General features: G+C 73.0%; 12 protein-coding genes. 5 read left to right on the top strand and 7 right to left on the bottom strand.

Annotation, left to right across the window (positions count from 1 at the left end; all coding sequences use genetic code 11):
• The 3 genes from ACF089_RS29125 (at window position 1) to ACF089_RS29115 (ending at window position 6709) form a co-directional block, all read left to right on the top strand.
• Entirely contained in the window at window positions 1-1029 is a 1029-nt protein-coding gene (locus ACF089_RS29125) for a polyprenyl synthetase family protein (RefSeq protein ID WP_392032811.1), read from the top strand.
• Window positions 1030-1087: 58 nt separating this feature from the next.
• On the top strand, window positions 1088-2800 hold the full coding sequence (locus tag ACF089_RS29120; RefSeq protein ID WP_392032808.1) for a hypothetical protein: 1713 nt from the start codon (window positions 1088-1090) through the stop codon (window positions 2798-2800).
• Window positions 2801-2959: 159 nt separating this feature from the next.
• Window positions 2960-6709: a hypothetical protein gene (locus ACF089_RS29115; protein WP_392032805.1), complete on the top strand. Its 3750-nt coding sequence runs from the start codon at window positions 2960-2962 to the stop codon at window positions 6707-6709.
• A 189-nt stretch (window positions 6710-6898) separates the two neighbouring features.
• Here the strand turns inward: ACF089_RS29115 and ACF089_RS29110 are convergent, their stop codons facing one another.
• The gene (locus tag ACF089_RS29110; RefSeq protein ID WP_392032802.1) at window positions 6899-7348 is read right to left on the bottom strand and encodes an SRPBCC family protein; all 450 of its coding nucleotides are present in this window, start codon (window positions 7346-7348) and stop codon (window positions 6899-6901) included.
• Between the two features lie 155 nt (window positions 7349-7503).
• Here ACF089_RS29110 and ACF089_RS29105 point away from each other — a divergent pair, with 155 nt between their 5' ends.
• The gene (locus ACF089_RS29105; RefSeq protein WP_392032799.1) at window positions 7504-7659 is read left to right on the top strand and encodes a DUF6131 family protein; all 156 of its coding nucleotides are present in this window, start codon (window positions 7504-7506) and stop codon (window positions 7657-7659) included.
• Window positions 7660-7696: 37 nt separating this feature from the next.
• On the opposite strand, the gene ACF089_RS29100 is transcribed toward ACF089_RS29105, so the two are convergent.
• From ACF089_RS29100 to ACF089_RS29090, 3 genes are all read right to left on the bottom strand, one after another.
• Window positions 7697-8584 carry an acyl-CoA thioesterase gene (locus ACF089_RS29100; protein ID WP_392032795.1) on the bottom strand — a complete coding sequence of 296 codons (888 nt, stop codon included), beginning with the start codon at window positions 8582-8584 and terminating at the stop codon, window positions 7697-7699.
• Between the two features lie 389 nt (window positions 8585-8973).
• Window positions 8974-11160 (bottom strand): potassium-transporting ATPase subunit KdpB, encoded by a 2187-nt coding sequence (gene kdpB, locus ACF089_RS29095; RefSeq protein ID WP_392032792.1) that lies wholly within the window; start codon window positions 11158-11160, stop codon window positions 8974-8976.
• 416 nt (window positions 11161-11576) lie between these two features.
• Window positions 11577-12932 carry an MFS transporter gene (locus ACF089_RS29090; protein ID WP_392032789.1) on the bottom strand — a complete coding sequence of 452 codons (1356 nt, stop codon included), beginning with the start codon at window positions 12930-12932 and terminating at the stop codon, window positions 11577-11579.
• 70 nt (window positions 12933-13002) lie between these two features.
• On the opposite strand from ACF089_RS29090, the gene ACF089_RS29085 reads away from it, so the two are divergent.
• The gene (locus ACF089_RS29085; protein WP_392032786.1) at window positions 13003-14016 is read left to right on the top strand and encodes a GlxA family transcriptional regulator; all 1014 of its coding nucleotides are present in this window, start codon (window positions 13003-13005) and stop codon (window positions 14014-14016) included.
• A gap of 84 nt (window positions 14017-14100) precedes the next feature.
• On the opposite strand, the gene ectA is transcribed toward ACF089_RS29085, so the two are convergent.
• From ectA to ACF089_RS29070, 3 genes are all read right to left on the bottom strand, one after another.
• The gene (ectA, locus tag ACF089_RS29080; protein WP_392032783.1) at window positions 14101-14649 is read right to left on the bottom strand and encodes a diaminobutyrate acetyltransferase; all 549 of its coding nucleotides are present in this window, start codon (window positions 14647-14649) and stop codon (window positions 14101-14103) included.
• Window positions 14646-15056, bottom strand: a complete 411-nt coding sequence (locus ACF089_RS29075; RefSeq protein ID WP_392032780.1) for an ectoine synthase — start codon at window positions 15054-15056, stop codon at window positions 14646-14648. Before ACF089_RS29075 ends, ectA begins: the two co-directional genes overlap by 4 nt.
• Before the next feature lie 40 nt (window positions 15057-15096).
• The coding region (locus ACF089_RS29070) for an aminotransferase class III-fold pyridoxal phosphate-dependent enzyme (protein ID WP_392032777.1) at window positions 15097-15436 on the bottom strand (340 nt) is incomplete at its 5' end.

Raw genomic sequence — 15436 nt, 5'->3', positions numbered from 1 at the left:
GTGCTCATCCTCGATCCGAGCGCCCCCGCCGAGGACGTCACCGCCCACATCTGGACCGGGCCGCTCGCCGACGACCGCCCGCGCTACGACACCATCCTCGACGAAGCGCTCGCACCCCAGCGGGACTATCTCAGCGACACCGAGCGCGCGCTCTACCGACACGGCAAACGGCTCCGCCCGGCGATCCTCCTCCTCGCCGCGCGCATGGTGCTCGGCCCCGGGCCGCTGCCCGGCAAAGTGCTGCAGGGCGCGGTCTCCCTGGAGATGCTGCATGTGGCGACCCTCATCCACGACGACGTCGTCGACGGCTCGGCGCTCCGCCGCGGACTGCCCTCGGTCAACGCCGCGCGCGGCACCGAGACCGCCGTGCTCGTCGGCGACCTCCAATTCGTCCAGGCCGTCCGGGGCTTCGTCCGCACCGTCGACCGGGACCGCGACATGACCCTCATCGAGCTGGTCCTCGACACCGCCTTCCAGATCGGCTGCGGCGAACTCGACGAACTGCGCACCGACCTGAACCAGGAGCCGGCCCGGCTGATCGAGCACTACTGGCGGACCGCCGACCGCAAGACCGCCGTCCTCCTCGGCCTCGCCGCCGAGGCCGGCGTCGCCCTCGCGGACGGGCGCACCGCGGACGCCCGCCGCGCCGGCTTCGCGGGCCGCCGGCTGGGCCGGGCCCTCCAGGTCATGGACGACCTCTTCGACCTGGCCCAGGACGAGGCCGACTCCGGCAAACCGCGCGGCATGGACCTCCTGCGCCGCCGGGCCTCCCTGCCCCTGGTGTACGCGATGGAGGAACTGGGACCCGACCACCGGGTGAGCCGGGTCATGCGCGGGGAACCGCTGGAAGCCGGAGAGCTGGAACGCTGCGTCGCCCGCGTACGCGCGACCACCGGCTACTCCCGCGCCTACGCCGACGCGCGCGCCCAGGCGCTGGAGGCCATCGAACTGCTTCGCCCCTTTCCCGCGGGCCGCTACCGGTACGCCCTGGAAGACCTGGCGCTGCACATCGTCGACCGGCGGCCCTGACCGCCCCTCCCACCACCACCACGCACCGGGACCACCCCTCCCGAGAAGGAGCGACGCCATGACCTCGGCCCTGGTCGACTTCGTCTACGCCACCCTGCGCAAGCGGGTCGATGATCCGGACAGCCGGTACTGGCTGCCGAAGACCCTGGAGCCGATCCGCACCCCCGACGGCCGCGCCCTGTCGCCGCTGGCGGTGGACTCCTGGGCGCTCGGCGAGCTGTCGGGCGACACGGGCACGACGGCCGCCGACTCCATCGCCGTCGCCTGGTGGAACTTCGTGGGCCACGCCTACGACCTGGCGAGCCGCGACGGAGCGAGCGGCATCCCGGAGAGCCTGGACGACTTCGACAGCCAGCGCGACCGCGACGACCAGTTCCCCGCGCTGACGCTGCTCTCCGTCACCGTCGCCGGTCTGCCGAACGCCTCCGCGGGCGATCTGCGCGATGTCGTCGCGACGGAGAACGGCTACCGGGGCACGGCACGGATCACGGCCGCCGCCTACGACAGCCACGGCTATCAGCCCCGGATCACCGTCGAGGGCTCCTACCGGCTCGTCCAGCACGTCGTGGTGATCGACGACCCGGAGGGCGAGGAGAGCGCCGCCCGCGACTCCGGCGCGGCCGCGCTCGACGAGACGCTGAAGCCGCCGACCGAAGTGCCCGCCGAGGGACTGAGGAAGTACGGCGTGGACTGGCCGTCCCAGACGATCGAGGGGAGCGGGTCGTTCCTGTTCACCATCGAGAACCTGGTGTTCGACGTCCTGCTGAGCGTCGAGACGGCCGGGAGCGGATCCGGCCGTACGGCGAAGACGACGGTCGAGTCCGTCACCGTGGTCTCCACACCGGTGTACGCCCTGGACCAGGACCGGCTCACGATCGACGGCGACACGATCACGGATCTGAACCGCAAGGCATGGAAGGGAGCGGCCGTCCTGGCCTTCGACAGCCCCGACGCCGCCGAGGCCCTCACCGCCAGGCTCTCCGACGCGATCGGCGCGGACGACTTCCGCGCCCAGTTCTCGGGAGCCGTCACCGACCAGCTGGCGACGGCGCTCGACGGCGCCCTCGGCACGGGCGCGCTCCCCGAGGGCGGCCGGGCCCCGTCGGGCGACGGCCCCCTGGACGTCTATCTCTTCGACCGGGTGCGGGCCGCCCTCGACGACCCGGGCTCCGGCTTCTACCCGCCGACCGTCGTCCGGTCGTCCGACGATCCGCCGCTCGACCCGCTCTCGATCGACACGATCGACCTCGGCGACCACCAAGTCATGGGCGTGCCGGTCAACTTCACCCTGAACGACGTCACGATCAACGGCGTCGCCGATGTGTCCGTCCCCGCCGAGGACGCCGTCCTGGTCGCCGAAGGCGTCGACGCGACCCTGAGGTTCGGCCGGATCTCCGGCACGCCGATCACCGTCGACGCCTCCGTCGTGGCGACCTTCGTCAACAGCGGCGACCATCTCGACGGCACCATGACCACCACCGTGAGCCAGGCCTCCGCGGCCCTCGGACTGACCTTCTCGGGGCCCGACGCCGACAACCTCACCCTCGGACTGCGCTCGCTCACCGTCGACATCGACCCGGACCGGCTGGACATCGGCGTCCACGTCGAAGGACTGCCCGACCAGGCGGTGCACTCCGTCCTCAACACCTCCGACATCAAGAACGGCTTCATCCAGGGCGTCCAGGACGGCATCGGCCTGCGCCAGGACGAGATCGCGGGGGCCCTGACGGACAACGCCCGCAAGGTGATCGCCCGGCAGCTGGCGGGCTGACGAGAGGGAGGGGCGGCCGCAGGACCGTCCGCCCGCGCCCGCCCGCCCGCCCGCCCGTCCGCCCGCTCCCGCAGCCCCGCGCCCGTACGCCCGCGCCGAGCGGTCCGTACGGGGGCGGCCCTCCCGTACGCCCGCCCGCCTCCGCCCGGAAGGTCCCGTATGCGGTTCACCGAACTCCAAGCGCTGCTCGACCGGCACACCGCCGGGGACACCCTCACCCTCGCGGCGGCCGATCTCGGCAGCGGGCCGGCGGCCGCGCTCGTCGGAGTCTGGTTCGAGGACAGGACGTTCACGGTCCGGGCGGTCAGCCGGGAGGACCGGCCGGAGTCGAGCACCGTCGTCCTCGGCGGCGAAGTCGCCGTCCTCGGGCTCACCGGCGCCCCCGTCACCGGCGTCGAGTTCGGTCTCGACCCCGTCGACCGGGAGCCCACCCTCTTCGTCCCCCTGGCGACGCCCGCCGGCTGGACCCTCGCCGACTCCTTCCCGGACACCGGGGGCAGCGATCTGGCCGGCCTCGCCTTCGGCGACCGCCGGCCCGAACTGCTGCTCACCTCCGTGCCCCGGCCCGCCCGCGACGGCCGCCCCGTCCTCGGCGCCGGTCTCACCCTCCACGCGCCCGAGGTCCGGGACCCGGCGCCGCTCGGGCCGCTCGCCGATCTGGTGCGCGCCCCGGGCGGTCTCCTCTCGCTGACCGGCCAGGTGCTCCGCCGCCCGGTCGGCGCGCGGGTCGTGACGGACATCGCGCTCTCCTCCGTACCCGAGCCGTCGGCGGAGTTCGGCGGGGACTTCGCCCTCTGGGCCGGATCCGGCGGAGACGGCCCAGCCCTGGCCTACGGGCTCCGCCTGGTCGCGGACCTCGTGCCGGGGGCGGGCGTCGGCGTGACGCTGAGCGCTCCGCTCCCCGTGACCGGTGACGAGATCGTCCTGACGGCGGACGTGCTGCCGGGCGGCGACGTCGATCTGAGCGTCCTCGAAGGGTGGTACGGCACCGGAGCGGCCGTACGACAGCTGACCGCGCAGGGGTTCGCCCTCGGGGACGCCGTCCGGCTCGCGGACGTCAGCGCCTTTGTCGATGTGACGGCGGTCGCCCGGGGGCCGGCCGAGGCCCTGGCCGCGATCACGGCCGAGGCGGTGGCGCGGCCCGAGGTCTCCTGGCCCGTCGTGGGGGACGATCTCGCCGTGACGGGCGTCGGGGCCCGGCTGACCGTCACCGCACCGCTCCGGCCGAGCCGTTCGGCCGCCGTCACCGGACACGGGGACTTCACCTTCGCGGGCGCGATCGCCCTGCGGGCCTCGGCGGAGATCCCGCCCGGCGACTTCGAACTGACCCTGGACGAAGGGAAACAGGCCCGGCTCGTGGACGTGCTCCGGCACTTCCTCCCGGGGGCCGACCTCGGCGGCGCGCCGGATCTGACGCTGAGGAAGTTCCGCGGCACGGCCGCCCCCACCCGGGGCGAGTACACGCTGTCGGCCGCCGTGGCCACCGAGTGGCACATCGGCGTGGGGGCGTCCGTCCTGCGGCTCGACGAGGCGACCCTGGAGCTGGCGCGCGAGGCGGAGCGGGCGGAGTTCCGGGAAGGCACGGCGACGACCCCGGCCGCGCACCTCCCCGACGCGGGCGCGAAGACCGCCGGGACCCTCGCCGCGAAGGCGGGGCTCGGCCCGGCCGACGGCGGCGGAGGCGTCCTCTTCGACGCCGCCTGGCACCTCCCCGGAGCCTTCGAACTCGGCGGCGCCCTCCCGGAGGTGGACCTGACCGCCCTGCTCGAAGCGCTCGCCTGCCGCGTCGACGTCCCCCTGCCCGACGGCCTGCCCGAGGTCGAACTGCGGGACACGACCGTGAGACTGCGCCTCGGCGGGGCCCGCGCGGGCGACGCCGACGAGGGCGGAGGCTATGAACTGGCCGTCGGCGGCACGGTCGACTTCGCCGGGACGAAGGCGCTGACGCTGGTCGGGAAGGCGGCCGAGGGCGACTCCGGCACCCTGTTCGCCGCCGCCTTCTGGCAGGACGGCTGGACCTGGTCGCCGGACCAGGTCCCCGGCTGGTCCGAGGCCCTGGGCCTCCTCGGCGGCATCACCTTCGCCAAGTCCGGTCTGGCCGTCTGCTCCGCCGACGGCGTCGCCCTCGCGTCGGACTCCGCCCCGGACACGCTCCCGGACGCCCTGGACAAGGGCCTCACCTTCTTCACCGAGATCGGCTTCACCGGACCGCTGGAGCCGCTCGGGGCGCTGCTCGGGGGCGACGCGGGCGGCGTCCGACTGGAGGCGGTCCTCGCCTCACCGGTGCTGGACTCGGTGTTCCGGGCCTCGGTGGCCGAGAGCGGACTGCGGCACGGCTTCGGCGGACTGGAGGTGGAGATCCAGCCGGCCCGGCTCAGGATCACCCTCGCGACCTCGTGGAACTTCACCGTCCCCGCGATGGGCACGGCGCCGGAGACACCGCTGCGGTTCGACGCAGGCGGCACGGTGTCCGAGGAGGGCCTCTCGCTCTTCCTCACCCTCCGGCCCGCCGACTCCGCTCTCGGCGCCGACGCCGTCGCCGGCCGGCTCGACCCGGGCCGCTCCGCCTTCGCGCTGGACCGCCGGGGCCGTACGATCCTCCCGGCCGCCGCCGTGCGCGGCCCGGACGGACGGCTCGGCCACACCCGGCCGGGCGTGGCAGGCCGGACCGGGCACGGAACTCCGGGCGTCGCGGGTCGGACCGGGCACGAGGCCGCGGGCGTGGCGGGCCGGACCGGGGACGGCGGTCGGACCGGGTACGGCGGCGACGCGCGGACCGGGTACGCCGCCGCCCGCCGTGCCCCCGAGGGCGACCCGCCGCCCGGCCCCGCCTGGAAGAACGCCTTCGGCATCGAGGGCTTCGACATCGAGGCGCTCTGGGCCCAGATCGGCGGCGGGACGAGCGGGCTCACCCTGGGCATGGGCGGCACCATCCGGGTCGGCCCGGCCGGACTGGAGCTGGACGTCGTCGGCGGTCTGGAACCGGAGCCCTTCGTCACCGTGTTCCGCTTCTCCCTCACCACCGCCGACCGGGACAAGGGCGTCTCCCTGTGGGACGTCCTGGCGATCGTCGTCGCCCCGCCGGAGGCGCTCGCCTTCCTGAAGAAGATCGTTCTGCACGAGCTGATGTTCTGCGCCGTGACGGCCCCCGGCGGCTGGACCAGCCCGCTGGGCGAACACTGGGACCAGGGCTGCCGAGGCAAGGGGAACATCGACTTCTTCGGCGACGAGTGGCGCTTCGAGGTCGGCGTCGGCAACGACGGCGTGTACGCCGACAGCGCGATCGCCCGGCCCGTCACCATCGGCGAGTGGTTCACCCTCTCGGACAAGGACGGCGTCAAGGGCCCCCGATATCTCCTGGACACCCGGGGCATCAAGGAACACCGCCTCCCCGAGACGATCCTCTCCCTCTCCGGCAGGATCGCCCTCCTCGGCGCCTCCGCCGCCGTCGAGGCCCGGCTCGGCGCCGACGGCTTCGAGTTCGCCCTCGAAACCGACCTTCTGACCATCCTGGAGTCGCGGATCAGCTGTGTCCTCGACACCGACAGCGGACTGCACGCCTCCGCCGACGTCGGCCTGGACTTCGGCGTGGAGCTGCCCCGGGGCGCCCTCCTCGGAGGCATCCCCATCGCCGGCGGCACCCTCGTCGGGGTCAAGGCCGGGGGCGGCTTCGACCTGAGGATCGACGGCGACACGGCGCGGCTGCGGCTGACGGCCGACTGCGACGCGTATCTCGCCGGCGTCCACCTCGTCGGGTTCGCTCTCGACCTGACGTTCGACGTCCGGACGTGGGACGACATCGTCGGCTATCTCCAGGACAACCCGGAGAAGCTCTTCGAGAGCCTGGGGCAGGGCGTGTGGGACGCGATGAAGGGATGCGCCACGAGCAGGGCGGCGGAACTCACCTGAGGTGTGCGCGCGTGTCCCGGTCCGATGCCCGAGGGCCCGGGCCCGGCGCGAGAACGCCGTACACGCCGTACACGCCGTGCACCCACGCCGGAGGGCCCGGCCGGACCCGGCGACGCCGGGTCCGGCCGGGCCCTCGTGGGCCCTGGGGGCAGCGGCCCGCGCGCCGTGCGCGCGGGCCGGGGCGGGCGGTCAGGCGGTGCCGCGCCACGCGCCGGTCTCGGAGCCGCGGGCCTCGATGAACTCCTTGAAGTTCTTGAGGTCGCTCTTGGCCCCGCGGCGCACGAAGCCGAGTTTGTCGCCGACGGTGTCGGCGATGCCCTGCGGATCGTGGTCGAGCTGGAGCATGACCTTGGTACGGGTGTCGTCCAGGCGGTGGAAGGTGACCACGCCGGCCTGGCGGACCTCGCCCTCGACCGTGGTCCAGGCGATCCGCTCGTCGGGCAGCTGCTCGGTGATCTTCGCGTCGAACTCGCGGCTCACCCCGTCCACCTTCGTGACCCAGTGCGTCAGGGTGGGGGTGCGCTGTTCGATCCGCTCCACCGCGTCCATGAAGCGCGGGAACTCCTCGAACTGCGTCCACTGGTTGTAGGCCGTGCTCACGGGCACGGCGACCTCGACGGATTCCTCGATCTTCGACATATGCGCTCCCCATCGTCGTTTCGAACGGGTGACAGAGCGTCGCGTACCCGGATACCCGCCCCTGACACCACCGGTCCGGAAGCCCGCCGCGTGGTGCGGTGGGCGCGGCGGGACGACACTGGAGCGAGGAGGCCGTTCCGCGAATCGGAGGCGTCATGATCATCCTCGGAGTCATTCTTCTGGTCATCGGCCTGGTGACCAGCCTCAACGTGCTGTGGACGATCGGTATCGTCCTTATCGCGATCGGGGTCGTGCTGTGGGCTCTGGGAGCCCTGGGGCACGCCGTCGGAGGACGGCGGCACTACTGGTAGACCGGTCGCGCCGTTCGGCGGACCGGACCGGCGGCCGTCAGCGTCGGGGTTCGCGCAGGGGGCGCAGGACCGTTTCCTGGACCACGTGCGCGACGAGCCGGCCGTCCCGGCTCCACACGTCGGCGAAGGCCAGCCCGCGGCCGTCCGACGACGACGGGCTGCGCTGGGAGAACAACAGCCACTCGTCCGCGCGGAACGGGCGGTGGAACCAGACCGCGTGGTCGAGGGAGGTCAGATAGACCGCGGAGGGCCGTCCGCGCAGCGGCCGGGGAGGTTCGACCGCGAGGGCGGCCGTCGGCGCGAGGAAGAGGTCCGAGGCGTAGGTGAGCGAGCCGGCGTGGATCAGCGGATCGTCCGGCAGCTTCCCGGAGGCGCGGATCCACAGCTTCTGCTCCGTCGCGCCGGGGGAGGAGGGCTCGGCCGGATCCGGCGCCCGGCGGACCTCCAGCGCGTGCCGGTACATCTGCTGTTCGAGGTCCTCCCGGTCGTGCGCCGCCCAGACCTCGTACAGATCGGGCAGCGCGGCCGGGTCGGGCGCCGCGGGCATGACCGGCTGGCGGTCATAGCTCCGCTCGGCGGACTTGAAGGAGGCGGAGAGGGTGAAGACGACCTCCCCGTCCTGCTCCGCCGACACCTGGCGCGTCACGAAGGACCCGCCGTCGCGCAGCCGTTCCACCCGGTAGACGACCGGCAGCGCCGTGCTCCCGGCGCGCAGGAAGTACCCGTGCAGCGAGTGCACGGTCCGCCCCTCGGGGACCGTCCGGCCCGCCGCGATCAGGGCCTGGGCCGCGACCTGTCCGCCGAAGGCCCGCAGCGGCAGACCCTCGTGGCACCAGCCGCGGAAGACGTCGCGCCCGGTCCCTTCGAGGCTCAGGAAGTCGACCAGGCCGAGGTCGAGCCCGTCGGAGGGAAACGTGTTCAGCATCGGCGGCCTTCGCGGTCGGAGGGGCTTCCTGCGCCATGGAAAGTGAACGTGTCTCGGCTGTTCGTCTCGATGGCGTCGGATCGGATGGCGGCGGCCGGGAGCGCCAGTCACCCTTCACCACCAGTGCGGAGCCGCTGGAGGTGAGAGTGCGTGACATCGCCCGACGTAAGCTAAGTTAATTGGCACTAACGTCGCTGTCCAGGGCCTGAGGCCGCTGGCGGCGCTACGGGCGGCTCCCTTGCACATGGACCGCCCCGCACGTCGGCTCCCGCACGAGCCCGTTCCCGCACGAGCCCGTTCCCGCACGAGCCCGTTCCCGCACGAGCCCGTTCCCGTACGAGCCCGCTCCCGCACGCGTCGGCCCCGTACGCGCCGCCCCGGGACGCCGGTCAGCCCAGGCCGGGAATCGAGGAGACGGCCAGATCGATCAGTTTGATGCCGACGAAGGGCAGCACGAGCCCGCCGAGGCCGTAGATCGTCAGATTGCGGATCAGCAGATCGTGCGCCGAGGCCGGGGTGTAGCGCACGCCCCGCAGGGCGAGCGGGATCAGCGCCACGATGATCAGGGCGTTGAAGATGATCGCCGAGGTGATCGCGGACGTGGGGCTGTGCAGCCCCATGACGTTGAGCGCCTCCAGACCGGGGTGGGCCCCGGTGAACATCGCGGGGATGATCGCGAAGTACTTGGCGACGTCGTTCGTGATGGAGAAGGTGGTGAGCGCGCCCCGGGTGATGAGGAGCTGTTTGCCGATCTCCACGATCTCGATGAGCTTGGTGGGATTGGAGTCGAGGTCGACCATGTTGCCGGCCTCTTTGGCGGCCGAGGTGCCGGTGTTCATGGCCACGCCGACGTCCGCCTGGGCCAGCGCGGGCGCGTCGTTGGTGCCGTCGCCGGTCATCGCGACGAGCCTGCCGCCCTCCTGCTCCCGTTTGACGAGGGCGAGTTTGTCCTCGGGAGTCGCCTCCGCGAGGAAGTCGTCGACCCCGGCCTCCGCCGCGATGGCCCGCGCGGTCAGCGGATTGTCGCCGGTGATCATGACCGTGCGGATGCCCATCCGGCGCAGCTCCGCGAACCGCTCCCCGATGCCGTCCTTCACCACGTCCTTCAGATGGACCGCGCCGAGGACGCGAGGCCCGTCCCAGTCGTCCACGGCGACCAGCAGCGGAGTGCCGCCGGACGCGGCGATCGCGTCGGCGAACCACCGCGCCTCGGCCGGGACCGTGCCGCCCCGCGTCCGCACCCAGCCGATCACCTCCGCCGCCGCGCCCTTGCGGACATGGCGCGCGGTCCTGTCGTCCCACCACAGATCGACCCCGCTCATCCGGGTCCGCGCGCTGAACGACACGAACCTGGCCCGGCTCAGCTCCCCCTCGGCGGGCTCCCGCAGCCCGTGCTTCCGTTTGGCGAGGACGACGACCGACCGTCCCTCGGGCGTCTCGTCCGCCAGCGAGGAGAGCTGGGCCGCCCGGGCGAGGGACCGCTCGTCCACCCCGGGCAGCGCCACGAAGTCGGCCGCCTCGCGGTCGCCGAGGGTGATCGTGCCGGTCTTGTCGAGCAGCAGGGTGCTGATGTCGCCCGCCGCCTCGACGGCCCGGCCCGACATGGCGAGGACATTGCGCTGGACGAGCCGGTCCATGCCCGCGATGCCGATCGCCGAGAGCAGCGCGCCGATGGTCGTGGGGATCAGGGTCACCAGCAGGGCGACGAGGACCGTCATGGACGGCGCGGCGTCCGCGTAGGCCGCCATGGGCTGGAGGGCGAGGACCACGAGGACGAAGACGGTGGTCAGGGCGGCGAGCAGGATGTTCAGCGCCAGCTCGTTCGGGGTCTTCCGCCGGGAGGCGCCCTCGACCAGGGCGATCATCCGGTCCATGAAGGAGTGACCGGGCCGGGAGGTGACGCGGACGACGACGCGGTCGGAGAGCACGGTGGTCCCGCCGGTGACGCCGGACCGGTCGCCGCCCGACTCCCGGACGACGGGCGCGGACTCGCCCGTCACGGCCGACTCGTCCACCGCCGCGACGCCGTCCACGACCTCGCCGTCCGCGGGGATCGTCGCCCCTGCCCCGACCACCACGAAGTCGAACGGCTGGAGTTCGGCCGCGGGCACGGTCTCCGTCTCGGCGGACGGCACATGGGTGCCGATCCGCCAGTTGTCGCGCAGCCGTACGGCGAGGGTGTCCGTACGCGCCCGGCGCAGGGACTCCGCCTGGGCCTTCCCCCGGCCCTCCGCGACGGCCTCCGCGAGATTGGCGAAGATCACCGTCAGCCAGAGCCAGACGCTGATCACCCAGGTGAAGACGGACGGGTGGACCAGCGCGGACAAGGTGGTGAGCAGCGATCCGGCGGCGACGACGAACAGCACGGGATTCCTCGCCAGCGCCCGCGGATGCAGTTTGCGCAGCGCGTCGGGGAACGACCTGAGCAGCTGTACGGGGTCGAAGAGACCGCTCGCCCCTCTGCGCCGGCCCGGCGGCCGCCGGCCTCCTCCGTCTCCGTCCGCCGGGACGGGCGCGGGCGAGGGCGCGCGGTCCCGGGAAGCGGTCGGGACCTGCCGGTGCGTGGCTGAGGACATCGCGGAGACCTTCTGATGGAAGACCGGCCCTGTGCGTCCCGGGCGCGCCGGGACGGAGGGCATGGGAGCCGTGCCGGCCGTGCCGCCGCCGGGGGAGCGGCGACGGCAGGGCCGCACGCGGACGCGACGGGGGAAGTGCCGTCGCGTACCCGGCCGGACGGGATCGCCCTCCGCCGTCATGCCGCTGACGTGCGCGACCCGGAACGGCCGAAGGGGAATCTAGGCCCGGCGGCACGGCCGCGCGGGCGCGTCGCCGAGGATTTGACGGCCTCCTGACAGCAGGCCGCCGCCGTCGTCAAACCCCCGTCAAGAGCGGTCCGTTGTCCATCAGAAGACCGTCAAGACTCCCGCCTCGCGAGCAGCCCGGGCCCACCGGACGCGGCCCGGTGAGCGGCTCATGGGCCGGAGCGAAGGGCCTATCGCGCCGACCGCTCCACCGCACGGTCGGCCGGCTCCCCGGGCTCCGCGCCCGAGAGCCCGGGGAGCCCGGGGCGGCCCGGCGGGACGCGGACGACCAGGGCCATCAGGGCCGCGACGAGGCAGACCGCGCTCAGCGCGGTCCACACCACGTCGTAGGTGCCGAAGAGATCCCGCGCGGTCGCGCCCAGGAAGGCCGAGGCTCCCGCGCCCAGTTGGTGGGCGGTGTTGACCCAGCCGAAGACGATGGGGCCGTCGTCGCCGTAGACACGGCTGCTGAGCGCGATGACCGGGGGCACGGTGGCGACGTCGACCAGGCCGTAGACGACGACGAAGACGATCATGAAGGGGGTGACCTCGGAGGTGAACACCATCGGCAGCGCCAGCAGGGTGAGCGCGCGGACCGCGAAGTAGCCGGTCAGCAGCCGGCGGGGATCGAAGCGGTCGGTGAGCCAGCCGGAGAAGACCGCGCCCAGGGCGGAGAAGACGCCGATCAGGGACAGCATCGACGCCGCGGCCGTGGTCCGCATGCCGTGGTCGTGGGCGGCGGGGGCCCAATTGCTCCACATGATGCCGTTGGTGGAGGCCCCGCAGATGACGAACACGCCCGCGAGAAGCCAGAACGGTCCGGTGCGCGCGGCGCGGAAGAGCACGGCCAGGGTCCGCCGTGCCGCGCCGGACGTGACCTCGGGCTTGGGCGTGAACTCGGCCGCCCCGTACGGCTTCACGCCCACGTCCGCCGGGTGGTCGCGCAGCAGCAGAAGCGTCAGGGCGGCCACCGCCAGCGCCACGAACGCGAGCGTCACCACCGGCGGCTCCCAGCCGTAGTGGTCCACGGCCCAGGCCAGGAGCGGCAGGAAGAGCAGCTGGCCCAGATGGCTGGAGGAGCTGAGCGCCCCGGTGACCAGACCGCGCCGCTCGACGAACCAGCTGTTGGTGATGCTGGCGGCGAAGGTCATGGTCAGACAGCCGCTGCCGAGCCCGATCAGCACCCCCCAGTACGCGACCAGCTGCCAGGGCCGGGTCATGACGCTGGTGAGCAGAGCGCCCGCGGTGAGGAACAGGAGCGCGCCCGCGACCACCCGGCGGATGCCGACCTTGTCCATCAGGGCCGCCGCGAAGGGCGCCGTCAGCCCGAAGAGCACCATGTTCACCGAGGCCGCGAGAGCGATCTGACCCCGGTCCCACGCGAAGCTCTCGTGCAGCGGATTCACCAGCAGTCCGGGGACGGTGGTGAAGGAGCCGGCCGTGACGATGGCCGCGCCCGCGGCGGCGGCGATCACCCAGGAGCGGTGGAGACGGGGCCCGGACCGGCGCGGCGCGGCGGTGGGCGGGGTGCGAGTCGGCTGAGGCATCTCCCCAGCCTGGGCGAGGAGTCACGCTCCCACGAGTGGCTGGATGGACCACATGCGCAAGAATGTGGCCATGCCTGTCTTCTCCCACCCCGGCCGGCACCGCGTCGCCGTCCTCGCCCGCCAAGTCCTGCTCCCCATCGAACTGGGCATCGCCCACCAGCTGTTCGGCCAGGCCAGAGCGGGCGGCTCGGCGGAGGGGGAGCCGTTGTACGAGGTGGCCACCTGCGCGCTGCGGGCCGGTGAGGTGCGCACGGACGGGGACTTCACCGTCAATGTCCCGCACGGCCCCGAGGCGCTGGCCGAGGCGGACACCGTCATCGTCCTGTCGTCGCACGAGGACTACGTCCAGGACGACCCGGCCCTGCCTGCCCCGCTCGCCGCGGCCTTCGCGTCCGTACGCCCCGGCACCCGGATGGCCTCCATCTGCACCGGCGCCTTCGTGCTCGCCTCCGCCGGACTCCTGGACGGGCGTCCCGCGACCACCCACTGGCGGTACACCGACGCCTTCTCCCGGCTGTTCCCGCGGGTCGAACTGGACCCGGACGTCCTGTACACCGACTCCGGGGACGTGCTGACCTCGGCGGGCTGCGCCTCCGGGATCGATCTGTGTCTGCATATGATCCGGCGCGACCACGGCACGGCCGTGGCGAGCGACGTCGCCCGCCGCACCGTCGTGCCGCCGCACCGCGAGGGCGGCCAGGTCCAGTACATCCGGCGGCCCGTGCCGGACCCCGCCGCGTCCAGCACCTCGGCCGCCCGCGCCTGGGCGCTGCGGCATCTCCAGGAGCCCATCACCCTGGGGCGGCTGGCGGCCAGGGAGGCGATGAGCGTACGGAACTTCAACCGCCGCTTCCGCGACGAGGTCGGGATGACGCCGATGAACTGGCTCGTCCAGCAACGGGTGGAGCGGGTGCGGGAGCTGCTGGAGGAGTCGGATCTGACCATGGAGCAGATCGCGGCCCGGACCGGGCTGGGCACGGCCGCCAATCTGCGCCAGCACTTCCACACGGCCATGGGCACCTCGCCCAGCGCCTATCGCACGACGTTCCGCGCCCCGGGCAGGCCCCGGACGGCCGGTGCGTGAGGCCGTGCGACGGCTGCCCGACCCGGCCGCGCGACGACGGAGCGGGGCGGCCCCGGCCGGGGCCGCCCCGCGCGGGCCGGGGGCTCAGCCCGCCCGTACCGGCGCGGACGGAGCGCCGGAGAGCGGGCCGATCCGGTGGAGGACCTCGTCGTGATGGCCCTCGCCCAGCAGACCGGCCGGGAACAGCACCGCGTCGGTCGTCTCCGCCGACCGCTTGCGCGCGTACTGCCGCAGCACCATGAGGATGGCCTTGTTGTCGGCGGAGACGGTTGCCTCGACATACCGGGCGCCGAGGTCCCGCTGCCGGTCGGCCGCCGCCTCGAAGAGCCGTACGCCGAGGAACGGAACGCCGTGCCGCGGATTGACCGCGGTCTGCCAGACGAAGTACGTGTCCGGCCGCTCGGGACGCCGGTAGCCGATGAGGAAGCCGACGATCTCGTCGTCCACGGTGGCCAGCAGCGAGCAGTCGGCGAAGTCCCGGAACCACAGGACGTAGAAGTAGGGGCTGTTGCCGTCCAGACCGGGGGTGTTCCTCACCAGCTCCCAGACGGCGAAGCCGTCCTCGGGGCGCGGGGTGCGGAAGACGGCCTTCTTACGGGGGGCCGAGTGCGCCTCGGCGGCCGAGGCCGTCATGCCCGGCCCGTCCCGCCGTCGGTGAGCAGTGGATAGACGCCGTTCTCGTCATGGTCCTCACGGCCCGTGACGGGCGGGTTGAACACGCAGATGTAGCGCGAGTCCGTTTTCGGCCGCAGGGTGTGCCGCTCGTGTCCGTCGAGGAGATACATCGTGCCCGGCGTGATCGTGTGCGTCTCGCCGGTCTCCTCGTCGGTCAGCTCGGACTCGCCCTCCACACAGAGCACGGCCTCGATGTGATGCGCGTACCACATCGTCGTCTCGGTGCCCGCGTAGACGGTCGTCTCGTGCAGCGAGAAGCCGACGCCCTCCTTCGCGAGCACGATGCGTTTGCTCTCCCAGGTGCCCGAGGCCGCCCTCACATGGCGGTCGGTGTTCTCGATGTCCTTGAAGGATCGGATGAGCATGGCGGGGCGGTGCCTTCCTGTTCGGCGGTGATCGGGCGGATTACGCGGTTTCACGGATGGAACGGGACAGCACGCTCATCCCCTCGCTCACCTCCTCGGCGGTGACGGTCAGCGGCGGCAGGATCTTGACGACCTCGTCCAGGGGGCCCGAGGTCTCCAGCAGCAGCCCCAGTTCGAAGGCGCGGGCGCAGATCGCCGACGCCCGGCCCCGGTCGGCGAACTCGACGCCCCAGACCAGACCGCGGCCCCGGAACCGGGCCTCCCCGTGCTCGCCGGTCAGGGCGCGCAGGGCGTTCTCGACCTGTTCGCCGCGGGCGAGGGTCTGTTTCTCCATCTGGCCGTCGGCCCAGTAGGCGTCGAGTGCGGCGGCGGCGGTGACG

The organism is Streptomyces sp. NPDC014894, assembly GCF_043080985.1.
Lineage (GTDB): Bacteria > Actinomycetota > Actinomycetes > Streptomycetales > Streptomycetaceae > Streptomyces.
This window is presented reverse-complemented; position numbering and strand designations above follow the sequence as displayed.